The organism is Salegentibacter sp. Hel_I_6, from assembly GCF_000745315.1.
Lineage (GTDB): Bacteria > Bacteroidota > Bacteroidia > Flavobacteriales > Flavobacteriaceae > Salegentibacter.
Genome location: NZ_JQNQ01000001.1, coordinates 1,213,456 through 1,233,670, shown reverse-complemented (window position 1 = coordinate 1,233,670; position 20,215 = coordinate 1,213,456). Strand labels below are relative to the sequence as shown.

Genomic DNA, 20,215 nt, shown 5'->3' with positions numbered 1-20,215 from the left:
CCTTTTCTAAGTTTTAGTTGAGGTTATATGGAATGTCTTATTTTCGTCAAGCTGAACTTGTTTCAGCTTCTAACTTGATCTTATCAACGCATTAGATCCTGAAACAAGTTCAGGATGACGTGATTAAAAACTTTATTACTATCTAGTTTTTCTTTTGGAAAAGTAGAAGTTACAAATCAGAGAAGAAAAAAGTCATAAATGGATTCACTAACACAAATAGTATTAGGCGCGGCGGTTGGCGAAGCAGTTCTCGGCAAAAAAGTGGGGAATAAAGCGATGCTTTATGGAGCCATTGCAGGCACAATTCCCGATCTGGATACTTTTGCAAGCGCTTTTACCGATACTATTACCGCTATTGAAATTCACCGTGGCTTTACACACTCCATTGTGTTTTCCATACTTTTTGCACCCATCTTTGGTTGGCTCATTTCAAAGATTGAAAAGAAATCTATTGCAATCTGGCAAAACTGGTCCTGGTTGATGTTTTGGGGCTTTTTTACGCATCCGCTTCTGGATTCTCATACAACCTGGGGTACACAGTTATTCTGGCCTTTAGAAGTCCGCCTGGCGTATAAGAACATTTTTGTAATAGATCCATTATATACGCTACCATTTTTGTTGTTCTTAATCCTGGCAATGCGACAGGAACGAGGAACTAAAAAAAGGAGAAAACTAAATAATCTTGGCCTTATAATAAGTAGTATTTATTTGTTGGTTATTACCCCGGCCTTAAAACTTTACACGTTTGATAAGTTTACGGAAGCTTTGGAAGATCAGGATGTTGCCTATTACAAAATCGAAACCAAACCGTCCCCGCTAAATGCTGTTTTATGGTCGGCTAATGTGGAGGTTGATGATGCATATTTAATTGGAAACTATTCAATTTTTGATACACAACCAATAGAGTTTGTAGCACATCCTAAAAACCATCAATTGCTTGGTGACTGGATCGAAAAGCGAAATGTAAAACGGCTCATCGATATTTCAGAAGGTTGGTATACCATTTCAGAAAAAGATGGAGAAATTTATTTTAATGATCTTCGTTTTGGCACATTAAGCCCAATAGCCAGGGCAGATGCCGACTTTGCATTTAGCTATAAACTGGTGGAAGAAAATGGTGAAATTAAAGCCATAGAAACTGAAAAAACCCGAGGGGATGCAAAGGAATTATTATCTCAGCTGGGGAATAGGATTTTGGGGAATTAAATTATTCAAGACCAAGACTTCACAATTTTTCAATAAAATATCGATATTTTAAAAAAAATCAGCCAGCCGCGCGTCATTGCGAAGAAGGAACGACTGAAGCAATCTCTAACCACAATAAAAGTTCGAAATGAAAGATTACCACGCTCCTTCGTCGCTCGTAATGACGAGAAGAAACGATGATCGAATAGTATACGATACAAGGAGATTCGTGTATTCGTGACAAACCAAATTCCATACAAACTTCTTCAGAAACCTTATCTTTATCAAAACTTCAATTTTTCTATGAAACAAATACTTACTCTCACCCTCGCTTTTTTATGTATTTCTATCTTAACTGCGCAGGAAGCTTCAGAAGATTTAAAAACTATTATTCAGGAAATTGATGATCATAAGGCTTACGATCGCGAAGATTTTCCTTTGGGATTATATACCGGGAAATATTACAAAGAAGAATCAGAATTTGCTGAGAAGCAGTTGGAGCAACTACAGGAAATAAAAGCCGATTCTTTAAGCGAAACCGAACAGATTTCTCTGGAAATGCTAAAGTTTAAGCTTCAGGAAACTATAGACCGTTACGAATTTGAAGCCTATTTAAATCCGTTGCTTTCAGATTCGGGATTTCATTTAAGCCTTGCCTACCAGGTTAGAGATTTAAATAATTACGAGCAGGTGAAAGCCTATTTGAATAAATTAAATGCAATTCCTACTTATGTAGATCAGCATTTTGTGTTATTACGTGAAGGTTTAAAGAAAGGGAATACACAGCCACGGGTGATTTTTGAGGGTTACGAATCTACTTATAACGACCAGATCGTGGAAGATCCAAAAGAAAGCTATTTCTATGAACCTTTCGAAAATCTTCCAAAAACGCTTTCGGAAAAACAAAAAGATTCTGTTTTAAAAGCCGCAGAAGAGGCAATTGGGAATAGTGTAATTCCGCAGTTTAAAAGAATAAAGACATTTTTCGAAACTGAATATCTACCAAATACACGAACAAGTTTGGGAGTTTCTGAAATTCCAAATGGGAGGGAATATTATCAAAACAGGCTGGATTATTATACTACTTTAGATTTGACGGCAGAAGAAATTCATCAAATTGGTTTAGAGGAAGTAGCGCGAATTAATTCAGAAATGAAAAAAATAATAGCTGAAGTTGAGTTTGACGGTAGTTTCGAAGAATTCATTCATTTCTTAAGAACCGATGAGCAATTTTATGCTAAAACCGGGGAAGAATTATTAATGGAAGCACGTGATATTGCTAAGCGAATTGACGCCAAACTGCCGGCTTATTTTAAAACTTTACCAAGAAAACCTTACGGCGTGGCGAAAGTACCTGATGCTATAGCGCCAAAGTATACCACGGGGCGTTATATTGGCGCTTCCAATGAAACCCAGCCGGGCTATTATTGGGTGAATACTTATAATTTATCCAATCGTCCGCTATATGTTTTGCCTTCTTTAACCGCCCACGAAGCAGTACCAGGACATCATTTACAGAATGCTTTGAATGCCGAATTGGGTGACAGTATTCCAAAATTCCGCAGAAATATGTATTTATCGGCTTATGGAGAAGGTTGGGGCTTGTATTCTGAGTTCTTAGCTGAAGATATGGGAATTTATACTACGCCCTACGAGTTGTTTGGAAAACTCACCTACGAGCAATGGCGTGCCTGCCGATTGGTAATCGATACCGGAATTCACGCAATGGGTTGGAGCAGGGAAGAAGCGGTAGCATATTTCGAGAAAAATACGGCGCTTTCTATGCATAATATCAATACAGAGGTAGATCGCTATATTTCCTGGCCTGGCCAGGCTGTTTCCTATAAAATAGGAGAAATTAAAATCAGGGAATTGCGTAAAAAAGTAGAAGAAGCCCTTGGTTCCGATTTTGATATTCGTGATTTCCACGAAGTGATTTTAGAGCAGGGTGTGGTTACGCTGCCAATTTTAGAAGAACGGATTAAGGAATATATTAAACAAGCGCAGTAAAATTTATGATTTATAACGAAAACTAAAATGTGAACCCAATTTTAATTCCGCCCCAATTGGCAGTATTTCCGCCTTCAAATTCTGGAGTGAGGGTGGTTCTTGTATATTCAAAGTAAAGCGTTTGTGTTTTTACAATAATCCCGATATGAGTCTGTCTCGTGAACCTATTTATATCGTTAGATGATATTGTATAGACGCTTTCATTATTAAAAAGGCCGCCTTGTATGCTTGCATCGTACCCAACTACTTTAAAAACAGGTTGCGCAAAAGCATATACCTCAAACTTATTTTTATTTTCTACGGAAGAAAATCCATTATTTATAATTCCTAAAGTGGCATTTGCCCCAACGGAAAAATTGGTGAAAAGGGTACCCAGATTGATTTCTGACTGTCCCTGCAAGGAGAAAAAGTCTGCATATCGGAACAATTGTTTTTCGTAACCAATTTGATAATTTAGAACAATATCGTTTTTGATTTGGTTTCTCCAACCATACGGGATTTTATTTCCTGTTGCCTCATGAATACTTCGTTGCATTTCTCCGCCAAAAGCAGCAGGCCATATTATTCCTAAACTTAATGCAGAATGCATTCTTGAAGAATTCACTGTATCTTTGGCGACTAAAAAGCTTTTTAGCATAATCGCGGAAGCAAATGGTCTATCCCCAACTTGAATTTCTTTACTTACATAATCACCTGGTGTAAATCCAATATGCTCTAAGGCTAAACCATAAGTAAACTCGTTATTTTTAGGTTGAAAAAAAAGATGATTAATCGGATTCTTCTTTAAAAAAGGCAGAACTAACTCTAACTGATATCCCTGAGTATAATTTTTATCTGCTGAAGCGAAAAAGTCATTATCGTAATTAAACCTAAAATATGAATTGCTTTTTATTTCTCGGTAGGAAGAAGTATGATCTATTTTTTGGGCATAGGAAGAAAATCCAAACCATAGTATACACGCAAAAATAATTGTTTCTCTCATACTTTATCTACGTAAAGCCAGGCTTTAAAGATGTGAATTCTCTAAAAATAATTGATGAAAAAGTTTATTCGAAAAAAGGGGGTAAACAGTGATGTACTATTTTTTTTCCGGTTTTTTATGAAGGGATTAATGGTTTTACTTGAAATAGAAAGGAGAAATTATATTACAAGATTAAATCATTAAGCCTCTTCAGTACGAATACCGAAGAGGGCTTTTTAATTTTTTATGATACTTATTAATTCGCTTTATCGGTTAAACTCACAATTGGTTTTTCCTGGTTGTTATAAGTAATTTGAACATTTACCTTTTTCTGGTCTTCAACCAATTCACGTGCTTTTTGCGGCTCAATAGTTTTTCCTTTATAATAAAAGATTGCATCATCTGCTAATAGTTTTTCAAAACTTGGTGGAGCCGGCGGAGTAGGGGGAGTTTCAGGAGCTGGTGGTGGAGAAGGAATAATGTCATATTTTGATTGCACAGCATTTTTCTTTTGCTCGGCGGTCATTACACCTAATATTCTTTTAATCCGGTTTAGATCTTTTTGCTTGATCATTCCAGTCTCATTTAAATTCCTGATGATTTTATTATACTCTGAAATCATCTCAGGTGTGGCTTTGTCCTGTTGAGTTTTCTTAGAAATGCAGCTAGATACACTTCCTTTCAGTTCATTGTCTACCATCAATTGAATTAAGTTTTTTATAATGGCCGGTGAAGAATTTTCAGGTACTTCAACATGATAAGAGGAATAACTTTCAGTATCAATCAATTTTTGTAATTCGCTCATCTCTGTTTGATTCTTTTGGAAAAAGACTTTTCCGCTCTCGTTAACTTCAAGCGCTAAAGTCTTGGAATTTGAAGATTCAGCCTGAAAAGAACTAATATCTTTTTCTACTAGTTCTCTATTACTGAAACTGAAGAATAAAAGTGAGACGAGAGGCAGGATTAATAAACTCCGTACCCAGATGGTTCTTTTTGATGTTTGTGTTTTCATAACTGTAAAACGTTTTTTGATTGATGAATAATTGATGGGATTCACAAAATCACTATGTAAATGTCCCGATGAAAATGATAATAATGTAGTTTGATATTCGGTTTTTTGGATTCCTTTTTTAAGTACCTCGCGGTCGGCCAGGAACTCGTGGTTGAGTTTGATAAAATCTTTTAAGAAAAATATTAGCGGATTTATCCAGAAAATAATCTGCAGAAATTCCACGAAAAGAATATCCAAACTTTGTCTTTGGTTAGCGTGTGCTTCTTCGTGAATAATTACTTCCTTTGGGATTTGTTTTTGCTCATACTTCTTTTTGTTTAGAAAGATATAATTCAAAAAAGTATGTGGATCAATTTCCTCTTGCAGTAATATTCGCGTGAATCCTTCCTTTTTTACCTTTGGATTTATACTAATCTTTACCAATAATTCCCTTAGATTTCTTATAAATTTTATGCTGAAGAAAGTCACTCCCAATGCATAGATGCTCCAAAGAATGAACGGCAGATAATCCATAAAAGATTGATCTTCTGCTATTGAGATTTCCTCGGAAGATTGAAGCATGGTAGGACTAAAATTTTGAGAAGCAGGTTCAATATAGGTAGTAATGGTAATAAGCGGAATTCCAATAGATGCTATTACCGAAAAAAGTAAATAAAAACGCTTGAACGTATGCATATCCTCTTTCTCAAGAAGCAACTTGTAAAAAAGAAGTAAAGTAGCCAGGATCGTTACAGATTTTAAAATATACCATTCCATAACTACTTATTTTTTATTTCGTTATCTATTAACTTCTTTAAATCCTCCAATTCTTCTTTAGTTAAATTGGTCTCCCTTGTAAAAAATGAAGCAAACTGAGAAGCAGAGTCATTGAAAAAATTTTTGATAATTCCATTAAACTGTTTAGAGAAGTAATCTTTCTTTTTTACCAGTGGAAAATATTCCCGGGAACGGCCATATTGTTTATAGTCTACAAAATTTTTGTCCTGCATTCTTTTTAAAAGAGTGGCAATAGTTGTAGGTGCGGGTTTAGGTTCCGGGTAGGCTTCTATAAGGTCTTTCATAAAAGCCCTTTCCTGTTTCCAGAGTATTTGCATTAATTGTTCTTCAGATTTTGAAAGACTCATTTTCTACAAGTTTAGATTGTTCTCTACAAATGTAGAATAAATATTTAATTCTACAAACATAGAATTAAAATTTTTTCGTAATGTTGGTTTGGTTACTGGATTTTTTATGGAAAATATTATTTGCGTAAACCAGTATAGTTGCCGAAAAAGCTAAATTGAATTTAAAGGATTGATATAAAAACAAAGTTTGATTTAACCGGAATTTCTTCTCTTTCTAATAAATATCAGCACTATGAATACCGTAGAAATTAGAAAAAAATTAATTGAAGAAATAAATTTGTCCGAAAATAGAAATTTGTTGGAGGAATTGTACAGCTATCTAAATCAGGAGAATAAATCCCAGGAAACTTATAAATTAAGTAACGTACAAAACTCTGCAATAGCAGAAGCTCGGGAACAAATTATAAAAGGGGATTACTTGACCAATGAACAAGCCGATAAAGTGGTAGATGAATGGCTAAGAGAATAATTTGGTCTAAAAGAGCGCAGAATGATAGGATGGAAATCCTCAAGTAGTGGACTGATAGGAATAAATCTAAGAATTATAGTATAAAACTGGCAAGACTATTTAAAGAAGCCATAAAACTCATTTTCAACTATCCTGAGATTGGAAAGCCTACTGATGAAGTAAATGTTAGAATCAAAGTTGTTAGGGACTATTTTCTCATTTATGAAGTAGAGAAAGATCAAATTTCAATACTGACTATTTGGGATAGCCGTCAAAATCCAGACAAGTTATCAAAGCGTTTAGAATAATATCCTATCTTCGCGACTCCAAAAATCAAGAATGAATTTAGAAAAGGAATTAAGGGAACGCAGCGATAGTACCTGCGAACTTTGCAGCGCTACCGATAATTTGCAGGTTTATAGCCTTGATAATTTTCCGGGTGAAGTTACCGATGGAAGTTTTATGGCTTGCCAGGTTTGTACCGAGCAGCTGGAAGATTTTGATAAAGTTGAGGTAAATCACTGGCGTTGTTTAAACGATTCTATGTGGAGCACGGTTCCTGCTGTTCAGGTAACGGCTTTTCAAATGCTGACCAGGCTTAAAGCTGAAGGCTGGCCACAGGATTTACTGGATATGATGTATATGGAAGATGATCTAAAAGCTTTTGCTAAATCCCAGTTAACATCAGAAGAAAATACTACGGCAGAAGTTATTCATAAAGATAGTAACGGCGCAGTAATTGAAGCCGGTGACACTGTGGTGCTTACAAAAGATCTAAATGTGAAAGGCAGTAGTTTAACTGCTAAACGCGGAACTGCTGTGCGCCGGGTTTCTCTAGTACACGATAATGCAGAACAAATTGAAGGCAAGGTTGATGGCCAGCAAATCGTGATCTTAACCAAATTTGTAAAAAAGTTTAGCTAGCTGCTAAAAACCTCTTTTCGTTCATCGCTTTCTATTATTCCATCACGTAAACGAATTATCCGGTGGGCGTGTTCAGCAACTTCTTCTTCGTGAGTAACTAAAATTACTGTATTTCCCGCAGCATGAATTTCATCAAACAGATTCATGATTTCCAACGAGGTTTTTGAATCCAGGTTTCCGGTAGGTTCATCGGCGAGAATTATGGAAGGTTTGTTAACCAGGGCTCTACCAACAGCAACTCTTTGGCGTTGCCCTCCCGAAAGTTGATTGGGTTTATGGTCCATTCGGTCTCCTAATCCAACATTCGTAAGCACTTCTTCCGCACGTTTTTTACGGTCGGTTTTGCTGTAACCAGCATAGATCATTGGTAAAGCAACATTTTCTAAAGCCGTGGTCCTTGGAAGCAGGTTAAAAGTTTGAAAAACAAAGCCTATCTCTTTATTTCTAATTTCAGCAAGTTCATCGTCACCCATTTGGCTTGCATCTTTTCCGTTTAGTATATAAGTTCCAGAAGTTGGCGTATCCAGGCAGCCCAATAAGTTCATTAAAGTAGATTTCCCCGAACCCGATGGTCCCATAATCGCAACATATTCACCGCGGTTTATATCTAGATCTATACCTTTTAAAACCTTTACTATTTCATTTCCTAATGGAAAATCCCGGGTAATTTGTCTGATTTCAATGACTTTGCTCATGCAGAATTAATTTTGTGATTATAGGACGCTGCTTTGCACTTTTTGTTACAACCTAATCGTAAAATGCTGTTTCGCCTGTTCTTTTCTAAAAAATACAAGTCCGAGAAAAAATGTGTCTATCGTAACCTGGACTTGAGGGTGTGCTTTAATTTCTTCCCAGGCTTCCTCCATCCCAGCAGACCAGTGAATATCATCAAAAACAAAAACCGAATTATTATGAACGGTGGGCAATAATTTTTGAAAATATTTTAAGGTAGCTTCTTTAATATGGTGGCCATCAAAGTAAATTAAATCGTACTGTTTTTGATGTTTATTGCCTGTGGTTTTATTAGAAAATACCACGAATTTTGAAAGAATTTCTTCAAATTCGCCAACTTTGAGTTCCACATTATTTAAACCAAATTTCTCTAACTGATTCCTGGCTACATTGGCAGTTTGGGGGCAACCTTCTATACTTAGAACTTTGCTTTTTTTGTTTGCAGCGAGTGCAGCAGTACCAATTCCAAGGGAAGTGCCTAATTCGAGGATGTTTTTACATTTTAGATAACTGACCAACCGGAATAAAAACCTCGCTCTCTTCTTCGGAATCCCTACATTTTTTGCAACCGCCGAAATTGTGCGCTTGCTAGAAGTGAAAACCCTACTGCCAGCACCAAAATCGGTTACGTGAATAGTTTTATTATTTTTTAAAAGCTGCTTTCTATAATTTGCTAGAAGCTTATATTCTTTATATCTCTTTCTATCATAAAAACAATTCGTTACCAATTCGTAAACAAAAGGCGAATGCAGCCCGTGTTGATTTTGGGATTTTAGAAGGAATTTTATGTAGGATTTTAGTTGCAAGCCTGCTGTTGTCAGTTATGAGTTCTCGGTTCTCGGTTTTCAGTTTCCGGTTGTAAAATCAGGATTTCCAGTTCTTTTCTACGTATTGAATAAATGAATAAATTTTACCGCCCAGTAGATCATATTTTTCTCTTAACGCTTTTATTTCTCCAATTTCATATAACTCATCAATCATTTCCAATTGTGACAAACATTCTAAAAGTGAAGCGTGTGAGTATATCAAAAATTTTATAAAATCTTGTTTGTAAACCCTTCTTCCATATCCTTCAACGATGTTGTCTTTGATACTTTTTGAGGACCTTCTTATCTGACTGCCCTGTTCATACAATTCAAATTTTGGAAGTTTGAGTGAGACTTTGTGAACTTCAAGTGCGTATTCAAAAGAAAGATTGTAAATATCTAAGTTCCGGTAACTTTTCATATGTTATATTTAAAAATTAATTTTAACTCACAACTCACAACTCACAACTCACAACTCACAACTCACAACTCACAACTCACAACTCACAACTCACAACTCACAACTCACAACTCACAACTCACAACTCACAACTCAGAACTCAGAACTCACAACTCACAATTCACAACTCACAACTGAAACTACTCCATCTTCGCTCCCAGCTCAAACCAGCGTTCGGTTTTGGTTTCTATGGCGTCATCTATTTCCTGGAGTTTTATTGAGTTTTCTTTAATTTCATCTGGATCCAGTTCTTCTAAGAATTTCTGCTGAAGTTTCTCTTTTTTCTTTTCCAGATTGGCAATTTCTTTTTCCAGTTTTCCATATTCTTTTTGTTCAGAGTAACTCAATTTACTGCCCGAACTGGTTTTTTTCCAGTCTTTTTTATTGTCTTTCTGAGTTGTAGTTTGGTTTTCCTGTTTAGGTTCTGCGGAAGCGCTATCTTCATAAGCTCGATAATCAGTATAATTCCCCGGGAAATCCTGAACTTCTGCATTTCCCTGAAACACGAATAAATGATCTACGATCTTATCCATAAAATACCTGTCGTGAGAAACCACTAACAAACAACCCGGGAAGTCCAGTAAAAAGCTTTCCAGCACGTTTAGCGTAACAATATCAAGATCGTTCGTAGGCTCATCCAGGATCAGGAAATTGGGATTTTGAATAAGAACGGTACACAGGTAAAGCCTTTTCCGCTCGCCACCGCTTAGCTTTTCAACAAAATCGTATTGTTTTTTACGATCGAATAAAAATCGCTCCAGAAGCTGCTGTGCCGAAATTTGACGTCCCTTTTTCAAAGGAATATAATCGCCAAACTCCCGAATTACTTCAATAACTTTCTGGCCGGGTTTAATATTGATCCCCGCCTGGGTGTAGTAGCCAAATTTTATGGTTTCCCCAATGACCACTTTTCCGGAATCTGGCGTTATTCCCCCGGTAAGAATATTTAGAAAAGTAGATTTTCCGGTACCGTTTTTTCCAATTATTCCTATACGTTCGCCTCGTTTAAAATTATAGCTGAAGTTTTCCAGAAGTTGTTTGTCCTCAAACGATTTCCCGATATTATGTAGTTCTACAATTTTACTTCCCAGGCGTTCCATATTTAATTCCAGTTGTACTTCATGATCCTGGCGACGCTTATGAGCCCGGTCTTTGATATCCTGAAAATCGTCTATCCTGGATTTAGATTTTGTGGTACGTGCTTTTGGTTGACGGCGCATCCAATCCAGTTCTTTTTTGTAAAGCTGTTTGGCTTTTTCGGTATTGGTAGCCTCCTGGGCCATACGGGCATCCTTTTTATCCAGGTAATAGCCGTAATTCCCTTTATAGGTGTAAAGATTGCCGTGGTCCAGTTCAACGATTTCATTACAAACCCGTTCCAGAAAATACCTATCGTGAGTGACCATAAAAATGGTGAAATTCTCCTTCTTGAAATATTCCTCCAGCCACTCGATCATATCCAGATCCAGGTGGTTGGTAGGCTCATCCATAATAATGAAATTTGGTTTCTGCAGCAGCATTACCGTTAGCGCCAATCGCTTTTTCTGTCCGCCAGAGAGGTATTTCACTTCTTTAGAAAGATCGTCTAACTTCAGTTTAAAAAGAATCTGTTTGTATTGGGTTTCAAAATCCCAGGCCTGGGCCGCATCCATTTCTTCAAAAGCTTTTTGATAAACATCAGCATCATCGGGATTAATAAGTGCTTTTTCGTAACGATTAATGATATTCAGGATCTCGTTATCTGAAGAAAATATGGTTTCTTCCACCGTTAAATTAGGGTCTAAATTGGGTTCCTGCGGAAGAAATGCCGTAGTAATATCTTTTCTATATACCACTTTGCCGGCATCTGGCGAATCGAAACCGGCCAGGATATTAAGAAGGGAAGTCTTCCCGGTTCCATTTTTGGCAATGAAGCCTACTTTTTGGCCTTCATTAATTCCGAAAGAAATATCTTCGAATAATACATGTTCGCCATAGGCTTTGGCAATATTCTCTACACTTAAATAATTCACAGACTTGAGTTTTGTGCAAAATAAAAGGAAAATTGCGACTTAATTTTATTATTAGCCTACAAAAACTATATTTGTTAAAACTATCTAAATTAGGATGCCGATGGGATGCCCAAAAGTGCATTTGTCGACCTTATTCATCCTGATGTCCCGAATCAATAGTAAAATATGCTGAAGAGATACTATTTAATTCTAATCTTATTGGCGGGAGTTTTGAGCTTCTCGTCCTGTATTTCTGCCAAAAAGACCACTTATCTACAGGAAAATGATGCAGAACTGGATAGTATTATTCAAATTCAACAACTCAAAAAACCTTATCGTATTCAAACCGGCGATTTATTAAGCATTCGTGTAAAAGCCCTGGATCAGGAACTGGTAGGGATGTTTAATCCGGTTGGAGAGGCAAACCCAAATGCAACTACAGAAGAGGCCGTGTTTTTTGATGGGTTTACGGTGGATGATCACGGGAATATTCGCGTGCCTACTTTAGGAGTAGTAAATGTTTTGGGTTATACCGAAAGAGAGGCGCGGGAGAAAATAGAGGAGCTTTTATTAGAAAATTATTTTAGGCAGGAAGCTAATATTTTTGTGACTGTAAAACTGGCTGGAATACGTTATACTACATTGGGTGAGATAGGAACCGGCAGCCAGGTGATCTACAAAGATAAAGTTACCATAATGGAAGCCGTTGCCAATGCCGGGGGAATTTCCGAATATGGTAATATGGAAGAAGTAAAGATTATTCGGCAATATCCTGAAGGTGAAAGGGTACATCACATAGACCTAACCGATATCAACGCGACTAAAAGTGAATTTTATTATATTCAACCCAATGATCTTATTTTGGTGAATGCCTTACCTCAAAAGTCTTTAGGATTGGGCTCAACGGGACTGGAAATATTTAGAACGGGAGTAACAATTTTATCTTTCGTTACTACAACAATCTTATTATTTAGCAGGATTTAAATGGCGCACGATGATGATCACATATCAGATGTAGGCTCAACTTTTGATTTTAAAGGTTTTGTACTAAAAGTGATAAGTTACTGGAAGTTAATATTGCTTTCGGTGGGGATTAGTTTGGCAGTGGCTTACTATAATAACGTAAGAAAATTGCCTGTTTACAATCTTGGAAATTCCATTTCTATAAAAGACGATCAAAATCCGTTTTTTACCAGTAATACCAGTTTAACGTTTAATTGGGGAGGGACTTCAGATAAGGTGAATACCGCAATGACGATCTTAAGATCTCGTTCTCATAATGAGGAAGTGGTAGAAAAACTTCAGTTTTATACACAGTATTTAAGAGACGGGGAGTATCAACGCATAGATGCTTATGGAAGTACGCCTTTTAAAGTAGTTGCCGATACCACTATGGCTCAGGCACATAATGTAACACTCACAATCACATTTCTTGATTCGGTAACCTACAATTTAAAAGCCAATGTGCCGGCGAGTTTAAACCTTCAGAATTATAAAACCAAAGAAAAAACGTATCGTGAGGTAGAAGCTAAAGAATTCAGTAGAAATTACAAATCAGGCGAACAGGTGCGACTTCCTTTTTTCAATGGAACTATACTTAGAGTAGATCAGCCCTTACAAGCCGGCACCCCTTTTTATGTGAGTTTTATGAATTTTGACTCGGCGGTAGGGAGATATAGAAACGTTAATGTGAGTCCCGAATCCCAGGGGTCTTCGGTTTTAAAGATGAGTCAAACGGGAGGGAATAAAGCCCGAATTGTAGATTATCTGAACGGAACCGTAAGAGTGCTAAGTGATAATATGCTGGCACGGAAAAACCTTTTTGCTACCAAGACCATTCGGTTTATAGATTCCAGTCTCGCGGTACAGTCGGAAGCTTTAAAAATGGTAGAAGCAGAGCTGAACCAGTTTAGGAATGAAAATGCAATTATGGATATTTCTGCGGAAAGTTCCCAACTCTCTAATCGGCTTTCAACTTTAGATCTTAGAAAAGAAGACATCAGGCGGCAACTTTCTTATTATGAAACCTTAAGAAATTACCTGGAAACCAGAAATGATTACTCCAATGTTCCCGCACCTTCTGTAGCGGGAATTTCAGAAGGGAGTATCGCCAGCGGCGTCTCCCGGATTATCACCCTGGCAGAAGAACGGAGTAACTACCAGTATTCGCTAAAAGAAAACTCCCCGGTTTTTGACGATATAGACCGGCAAATCAATTCGGTGAAATCAATTTTGCTGGAGAATATAAGTTCCTCCAAAGGCTTATTACAGGAGGAGCAAAGGGATATTAACAGCCAAATTTCGCGATTGGAAGCTGATATAAGCACCCTGCCGCAGGAAGAACAGGATTTACTTAAAATTCAGCGGCGTTATAGCTTAAACGAAAAATCTTACAATATGTTTCTGGAGAAAAGGAGCGAGGCCGGTTTAATAAAAGCGGCGAATGTAAGTGATGTGATGGTGATAGATTCGGCAAAAGATACCGGCGGGGGACAAATTGGTCCGAATACCCAATTAAATTATGTAATGGCCGTCCTGGTTGGGGGCGTAATTCCCTTAACTTTTGTATTCTTATTAGTTTTTATGAATACCAATATTCATAATGCCCAGGAAGTGACACGTTTATCGCCAATTCCTATTTTGGGGATGATTGGGAAAAGTAAAAGTGACTCGAACCTGGTGGTTTTTAATAATCCTAAATCATCTATTGCCGAAGGTTTTAGGGGATTGCGTTCCAGTCTTCAGTTCATGTATAAAAAACAGGGAGTAAGCGGTTCAAAAACTCTTTTGGTAACCTCCTCTGTTTCTGGAGAAGGTAAAACTTTTTGTGCGATGAACCTCGCAACGGTTTTCGCTTTAAGTGAACGGAAAACGGTGCTGGTTGGGGTCGATTTAAGAAAACCGAAGATTTTCGATGACTTCCAGTTGAATAATGATCTGGGAGTTGTAAATTATTTAATAGACCAGGCAAGTAGTGATGAGATTATTCAAAAAAGTAAGATTCCATATCTAGATGTAATCACCGCCGGGCCGGTGCCTCCAAATCCATCAGAGTTGCTTATCAACGAGCAAATGGATAAGCTGATGGAGGAATTAAAACAGAAATACGATTATATTATCCTCGATACTCCACCAATAGGGATGGTTGCCGATGCTTTAAACCTGGTTAAACACGCCGATGCCACCATTTACCTGGTGCGTCAGGATTATACAAAGCGCGGAATGCTGGAGTCTATTAACGAGAAATACGCTAAAGGGGAAATAAAGAACATCAGTTTTGTATTAAACCACTTTGTACATAGAGCAAAATATGGTTATGGATACGGCTATGGCTACGGATACGGCTATGGTTATGGCTACGGGTATAACCGCTACTCCAAAGGTTACGTAGAAAAATCTGATCCCACCCGAAAATTTAAACGTTGGTGGAAGAAGGCGATGCGGAATTTTGAGTAATTCCATATTTTAATAGATAAAAAATCATATTAATTTTAAAGAAGCTATAAAATTTTAGAAGCTTTTAAATTATTTCATTTTTTGATGAGCAGTTAATTAAGTAACTCTAAGAGTCTTATATGATAAAAAGTATTTTATTTTTTACTCACTATTCAGCATTATATGGAGCAAACCGCTCTTTAATTAAAATTCTTGAAATTTGTTTAAAAGAAGATAAAGAATTGTTTGTGATTATGCCCAAACCAGGGGGGCTTTCAAGAGAGCTTCAAAAAATGGGGGTAACCTGGGAAATTCATAAATTTAAAGGGTGGATAGGAAAGGAATCAAAGATATCTTTTTCCTGCATTGATAATTTTAGAGGAAATCGCAATACAAATTTTAATTTAAAACAGATTCCAAAAATTAAAAGAAAGCTTGGTGATTTTCAACCAGATTTAGTTTGTTCGAATACTTCTATATTTAATATAGGTTTTTTATATGCTCAAAAATATAATAAGCCACATATATGGTTTGTAAGGTCCCACCCTGATCATTATAGTTTTAAATGGTTTCAGAAGGAATATACTCAAAATAGTCTAAAGGAATCGGAGGTAGTAATAGCTATTTCTCATTTTCTGAAAGAATTTTTAGTTAAGGAATTCTCTTTATGGAATGTAAAGCAACTTTATAATGCAATATTAAGTGAAAGGGAATTAGAAAATCTTGATAAAAGAAAACGAAATCACTCTTTGTTAGATGAAAAAGTTTTTACTTTTGGGATAGTAGGCTTAATCCATCCAGAAAAAGGACAGGAAATTGCTGTTAGAGCTTTTGCTAATTTTCACAAATTATACCCTAAAAGTAAACTCCTAATTATAGGAGCCGGAAAACAAAGTGGTTTAAAAAAAATAATTCGAGAATTAAATTTATTAAATAATGTTGTTTTCACAGGACACCTAAACGATCCTTTTGAAGGATTTTTACGATTAGATGTATCTCTAGTTTGTTCTACGAATGAAGGTTTAGGAAGAGTTGCACTTGAGTCTATGGCCTTGAGAATACCAGTGATTGGTAGGGATGATGGAGCAACTTCTGAATTGATTAACCATGGGGAAAATGGTTTATTGTATTCAGGAGGACACGAGGAGCTATTTGAAAAAATGGTATATCTCTACAAAAATGAAGATAAAAGGATAGCTATGGGTGAGCTGGGAAGAAAATTTTTAGAAACTAATTTCACTAATGAAGTTTTTAGTCGAAAATTTTTAAAGGTTATAAATAAACTTTGATGAAATTTATGGGATAGTGTTAAAATAGAATTATTAATGTTCTTAACCGTTATTAATCTATTATTTAGCCTTATAGAACTATAACTTTTGATTTTTGGAAAATAAAATCGATCTCACTACAATTTAACTTTCGAGAGAGCTCAAATTAGAGTGTTTTGAACAATGGTCAATTCCTTATAGTTTATAGTTTGAAATAAACTTTCAATATGGAATCGAACTTAATGTAATCAAAAGTTTATCAATACAGATTTTTAAATAACTTGTTTATTTCTGTTTTACTTAAACCCCCAGCAACAAACCGGCATTAATCCATTGCCATATATGAAAACTACTTTGGTTATCTCCCGCTTTGTAATTTTTCCATTCCTTTTTCATCTCATCAAAATCAAACCAATGTGAAATTTCGGAATATTTTAGCTTTTCTAAATTCTCACTAGTAAAATATTTTAATTCTTCACCCAGCCATTCCCTTTGTGGAGTTTGTAGTGGGCGTTTTGGTGCATAACTCAAATCTTTCAGAGCTATTTCTTTAAGAATTTCCCGAATTAAATATTTCTGCACTCTATTTGATATCTTATATGCTTCTGGTTGTGAAAAAGCAAATTCAACCAATCTATAATCTAGCATGGTTCTCTTAATTCGGTGCTATACGCAATAGAAATTCGGTCGTTGAATCTTAAATGAAGCCTATAGTTTGAACATCCTATTCGCTTTTTGAGTGGTGATTTTCTGGAGAACGAATTGCCGTCAAATAGTTTTGATTTTGTGGTAGGAAAAGCTTTTTTTGCACCATTAGAATTACCGGTGGGAGAAAAGTTTTTAAAAGAAACCGCCTGACTATTAAAAGAAGATTGGGAAGCCCTTTTTTTTGAGCCCACTGTAAGTTAAAAGTTATTGGATAATATTCGTTGGTAAATTCCTGTAGGTAAGCGCCCTTCTATATTTCAGAAAGAAGCTTTTAAAGAATGGAAAAAGAACTATCCTCCTCATCCCGATAGAAGCTTTAGTTCTTCTCATTTTGAAAAGGTCGGAAAGAAGTTTTTTACGGAAGTTAAAATAATCCCGGTAGAAACCCTGGAACGTTTCAGTAGGTTTTTTAAATGGGACCAACAAAAAAATGACTTTATAAAATAGGTATTAAAAACCGAAACAAAACTCCCTAAAATCATAAACAAACTCCTAACTCGAAGTTAGTTGATTATTTATAAAGATCCATTCAAATAATTTGACTGGAAGTCGAAACTCAGAAAAAGAAAAATTCTTTTAACTTCGTCCGGTAATTTCCCGGTTAACTTCGAGAGACTAAATGAAAAGGATGAAAAAAGCATTGATAACCGGCGTCACCGGTCAGGATGGAGCTTATTTGAGTGAATTTCTTCTTAAAAAGGGCTATGAGGTGCATGGTATTAAACGCAGATCTTCACAGTTTAATACTTCCAGGATAGACCACCTCTACCAGGACCCGCACGAGAAAAATAGGAATTTTATTCTGCATTATGGCGAGATGACCGATAGCTCTAATCTTATTCGGTTAATTCAGGAAATTCAACCCGATGAGATCTATAACCTTGCTGCAATGAGCCATGTGCAGGTTTCATTTGAAATTCCTGAATACACGGGAAATACCGATGGGCTCGGCGCTCTTAGAATTCTAGATGCTGTAAGATTACTTGGTCTTGAAAAGAAAACCAAGATTTATCAGGCATCCACATCTGAATTATTTGGAAAGGCACAGGAGAGTCCGCAAACCGAAAAGACTCCATTTTATCCTCGCAGTCCTTACGGGGTTGCAAAGCTTTACGCATACTGGATCACCGTCAATTACCGGGAGGCATACGGCATTTTTGCCTGTAATGGAATTCTTTTTAACCATGAATCTCCTTTGCGAGGAGAGACTTTTGTGAGTCGGAAGATCACCAGGGCAGCCGCCAGGATCGCTTTGGGGTTGCAGGATAAATTTCACCTCGGAAACCTTGATGCGAAAAGGGATTGGGGTCATGCCAAAGATTATGTGAAAATGATGTGGATGATTCTTCAGGCCGAAGAAGCTGAAGATTGGATTATTGCTACGGGAAACACTACAAGTGTTAGAGATTTGGTTAAAATGGCTTTTGAGGAGCTGGGAATTGAACTTGAATTTAAAGGAGAGGGAATAAATGAAAAAGCTTTTGTAAAAGCTTGCGCTAATCCTCAATTTCAATTGGAAAAAGGAAAAGAAATTCTGAATATAGATTCTAAGTATTTCAGGCCTACAGAAGTTGATTTACTCATTGGCGATGCCACCAAGGCTCACCAAAAACTTGGGTGGAAGCCACAACACGAACTTCAGGAGTTGGTAAAAGAAATGGTGAAAAGCGATTTACTGCTCATGCAAAGAGAACAGCATTTGCGCGACGGAGGATATAAAACTTTAAATTATTACGAATAGTAGTAAGGAAATTAAACGGATTTAAAACAGATTACACTGATTGAATGAATAAGAGTAAGAAGATATATATTGCGGGACACACAGGTATGGCGGGATCTGCTATTTGGCGACATTTGGAAAAAGCAGGCTACACTAATTTAATTGGGCGCACATCAGCAGCCTTAGATTTAGAAAATCAAAAAACTGTGGCGCAATTTTTCAATATTGAAAAGCCCGAAGTATTAATAATTGCTGCGGCAAAGGTGGGCGGGATTTTAGCCAATATTGAGCAGCCTTATGATTTTTTGATGAAAAACCTGCTGATACAAAATAATCTTATTGAGAATGCACACCGCTTTGGGGTGCAAAAATTAATATTTCTTGGAAGTTCCTGTATCTACCCAAAGTTCTGTGCGCAACCCATAAAAGAAGACTATTTACTTACGGGTACTCTTGAACCAACAAATGAGTCCTATGCCATAGCAAAAATTGCGGGCTTAAAAGCTTGTGAAGCACTTCGAAACCAATTTGATAAAGATTTTGTGTCGCTTATGCCTACCAATCTTTATGGAGAGTGGGATAATTTCGATTTAAATTCCTCACACGTAATTCCTGCAATGATTAAAAAGTTCCACGAAGCTAAACTCAATGATCAGGCTAGCGTAACGTTATGGGGTACCGGTACCCCAATGAGGGAATTTATGTATGTAAAAGACCTGGCCTCGGCGGTATGCTTTGCGCTTGAAAATAATTTGGAGGAGCCGGTGTACAATGTGGGAGTAGGTGAGGATTTAAGCATCAAAGACCTTGCGCTACTTATTCAAAAAGTCACGGGGCATAAAGGCGAAATTGTTTGGGATGTCTCCAAACCCGATGGCACCCCAAGAAAAATACTGGATATTCAAAAATTAAATGCTCTGGGTTGGAGCGCTCAAACACAATTAGAAGAGGGGCTTAAGATGACTTATAAGTGGTTTTTGAAAAGGTACGATAAGCTTTAAGTAAGCATCTGAAAACTAAGATCTAACAAATATACTTTCGTCACAAATACACGAATATTTTCCTTTGTCTTTATTTTTGTTTCTCTCCGTCATTATGAACGACGCAGGAGCGTGGTAATCTTTAGATAGGAGTTTTAAGCTTGAAGAGATTGCTTCAGTCGTGCCTCCATCGCAATGGCGCTTTTCTAAAAATTTCGCCACGAATACATGAATATTTTGTAATTATTCTTGTCTCTTTTTTCTATTCTCTAAGTTCAGTTTTTTCCTTTGTTTCTCCGGTCCTTACGAGCGACGCAGGAGCGTGCTAATCTTTTGAAGATAGTCAATAGTTTGTAGTCATTGGGAGTTAGAAATTTATAGAAGACGTATTTCTAAAGACTAAGGCCTACCGACTAAAGACTATTTTATTAATTAAAAATCCTTAATTTCG

The 20,215-nt window shown here is 36.6% G+C and carries 18 protein-coding genes; 10 read left to right on the top strand and 8 right to left on the bottom strand.

From position 1 onward, the window contains the following. Positions 1-198 precede the first annotated feature (198 nt). Entirely contained in the window at positions 199-1,206 is a 1,008-nt protein-coding gene (locus FG27_RS05575; protein ID WP_037316630.1) for a metal-dependent hydrolase, read from the top strand. 282 nt (positions 1,207-1,488) lie between these two features. Further along, on the top strand, positions 1,489-3,195 hold the full coding sequence (locus tag FG27_RS05570; protein ID WP_037316625.1) for a DUF885 family protein: 1,707 nt from the start codon (positions 1,489-1,491) through the stop codon (positions 3,193-3,195). Positions 3,196-3,217: 22 nt separating this feature from the next. Here FG27_RS05570 and FG27_RS05565 read toward each other — a convergent pair whose 3' ends face one another. The 3 genes from FG27_RS05565 to FG27_RS05555 form a co-directional block, all read right to left on the bottom strand. Beyond that, the gene (locus tag FG27_RS05565) at positions 3,218-4,177 is read right to left on the bottom strand and encodes a lipid A deacylase LpxR family protein (protein ID WP_037316622.1); all 960 of its coding nucleotides are present in this window, start codon (positions 4,175-4,177) and stop codon (positions 3,218-3,220) included. A gap of 235 nt (positions 4,178-4,412) precedes the next feature. Continuing rightward, positions 4,413-5,924, bottom strand: a complete 1,512-nt coding sequence (locus FG27_RS05560; RefSeq protein WP_037316619.1) for a M56 family metallopeptidase — start codon at positions 5,922-5,924, stop codon at positions 4,413-4,415. Positions 5,925-5,926: 2 nt separating this feature from the next. Further along, a complete protein-coding gene (locus tag FG27_RS05555) occupies positions 5,927-6,292 on the bottom strand; it encodes a BlaI/MecI/CopY family transcriptional regulator (RefSeq protein WP_037316616.1) in 366 nt (121 codons plus the stop codon). Positions 6,293-6,524: 232 nt separating this feature from the next. Here FG27_RS05555 and FG27_RS05550 point away from each other — a divergent pair, with 232 nt between their 5' ends. The 3 genes from FG27_RS05550 (at position 6,525) to FG27_RS05545 (ending at position 7,664) form a co-directional block, all read left to right on the top strand. Then, the gene (locus FG27_RS05550) at positions 6,525-6,761 is read left to right on the top strand and encodes a hypothetical protein (protein WP_037316613.1); all 237 of its coding nucleotides are present in this window, start codon (positions 6,525-6,527) and stop codon (positions 6,759-6,761) included. An 80-nt stretch (positions 6,762-6,841) separates the two neighbouring features. Then, positions 6,842-7,048 carry a type II toxin-antitoxin system RelE/ParE family toxin gene (locus FG27_RS19595; protein WP_197051706.1) on the top strand — a complete coding sequence of 69 codons (207 nt, stop codon included), beginning with the start codon at positions 6,842-6,844 and terminating at the stop codon, positions 7,046-7,048. 31 nt (positions 7,049-7,079) lie between these two features. Then, the gene (locus FG27_RS05545; protein WP_037316610.1) at positions 7,080-7,664 is read left to right on the top strand and encodes an alkylphosphonate utilization protein; all 585 of its coding nucleotides are present in this window, start codon (positions 7,080-7,082) and stop codon (positions 7,662-7,664) included. On the opposite strand, the gene FG27_RS05540 is transcribed toward FG27_RS05545, so the two are convergent. The 4 genes from FG27_RS05540 to abc-f all read right to left on the bottom strand — a co-directional run bounded on the left by FG27_RS05540 (position 7,661) and on the right by abc-f (position 11,674). Then, entirely contained in the window at positions 7,661-8,359 is a 699-nt protein-coding gene (locus FG27_RS05540) for an ABC transporter ATP-binding protein (protein WP_037316607.1), read from the bottom strand. The genes FG27_RS05545 and FG27_RS05540 overlap by 4 nt on opposite strands. A gap of 45 nt (positions 8,360-8,404) precedes the next feature. Next, on the bottom strand, positions 8,405-9,202 hold the full coding sequence (locus FG27_RS05535) for an O-methyltransferase (protein WP_037316604.1): 798 nt from the start codon (positions 9,200-9,202) through the stop codon (positions 8,405-8,407). A gap of 58 nt (positions 9,203-9,260) precedes the next feature. Continuing rightward, entirely contained in the window at positions 9,261-9,623 is a 363-nt protein-coding gene (locus FG27_RS05530) for a four helix bundle protein (RefSeq protein ID WP_037316601.1), read from the bottom strand. 179 nt (positions 9,624-9,802) lie between these two features. After that, the gene (abc-f, locus tag FG27_RS05525; RefSeq protein WP_037316596.1) at positions 9,803-11,674 is read right to left on the bottom strand and encodes a ribosomal protection-like ABC-F family protein; all 1,872 of its coding nucleotides are present in this window, start codon (positions 11,672-11,674) and stop codon (positions 9,803-9,805) included. 165 nt (positions 11,675-11,839) lie between these two features. On the opposite strand from abc-f, the gene FG27_RS05520 reads away from it, so the two are divergent. The 3 genes from FG27_RS05520 to FG27_RS05510 all read left to right on the top strand — a co-directional run bounded on the left by FG27_RS05520 (position 11,840) and on the right by FG27_RS05510 (position 16,377). Then, the gene (locus tag FG27_RS05520; protein ID WP_037316593.1) at positions 11,840-12,637 is read left to right on the top strand and encodes a polysaccharide biosynthesis/export family protein; all 798 of its coding nucleotides are present in this window, start codon (positions 11,840-11,842) and stop codon (positions 12,635-12,637) included. Next, the gene (locus FG27_RS05515) at positions 12,638-15,109 is read left to right on the top strand and encodes a polysaccharide biosynthesis tyrosine autokinase (protein WP_037316590.1); all 2,472 of its coding nucleotides are present in this window, start codon (positions 12,638-12,640) and stop codon (positions 15,107-15,109) included. It begins immediately after the preceding gene. A 119-nt stretch (positions 15,110-15,228) separates the two neighbouring features. After that, positions 15,229-16,377 carry a glycosyltransferase family 4 protein gene (locus FG27_RS05510; protein WP_037316587.1) on the top strand — a complete coding sequence of 383 codons (1,149 nt, stop codon included), beginning with the start codon at positions 15,229-15,231 and terminating at the stop codon, positions 16,375-16,377. 279 nt (positions 16,378-16,656) lie between these two features. On the opposite strand, the gene FG27_RS18930 is transcribed toward FG27_RS05510, so the two are convergent. Further along, positions 16,657-17,004, bottom strand: a complete 348-nt coding sequence (locus FG27_RS18930) for an asparagine synthase-related protein (RefSeq protein ID WP_037316584.1) — start codon at positions 17,002-17,004, stop codon at positions 16,657-16,659. 688 nt (positions 17,005-17,692) lie between these two features. On the opposite strand from FG27_RS18930, the gene gmd reads away from it, so the two are divergent. Together gmd and FG27_RS05490 are read left to right on the top strand one after the other, a co-directional pair. Then, entirely contained in the window at positions 17,693-18,805 is a 1,113-nt protein-coding gene (gene gmd / locus FG27_RS05495) for a GDP-mannose 4,6-dehydratase (RefSeq protein ID WP_037321971.1), read from the top strand. 44 nt (positions 18,806-18,849) lie between these two features. Continuing rightward, positions 18,850-19,785, top strand: coding sequence for a GDP-L-fucose synthase (locus FG27_RS05490; protein WP_037316581.1), 936 nt, complete (start codon positions 18,850-18,852; stop codon positions 19,783-19,785). The last annotated feature ends 430 nt before the right edge of the window (positions 19,786-20,215 follow it).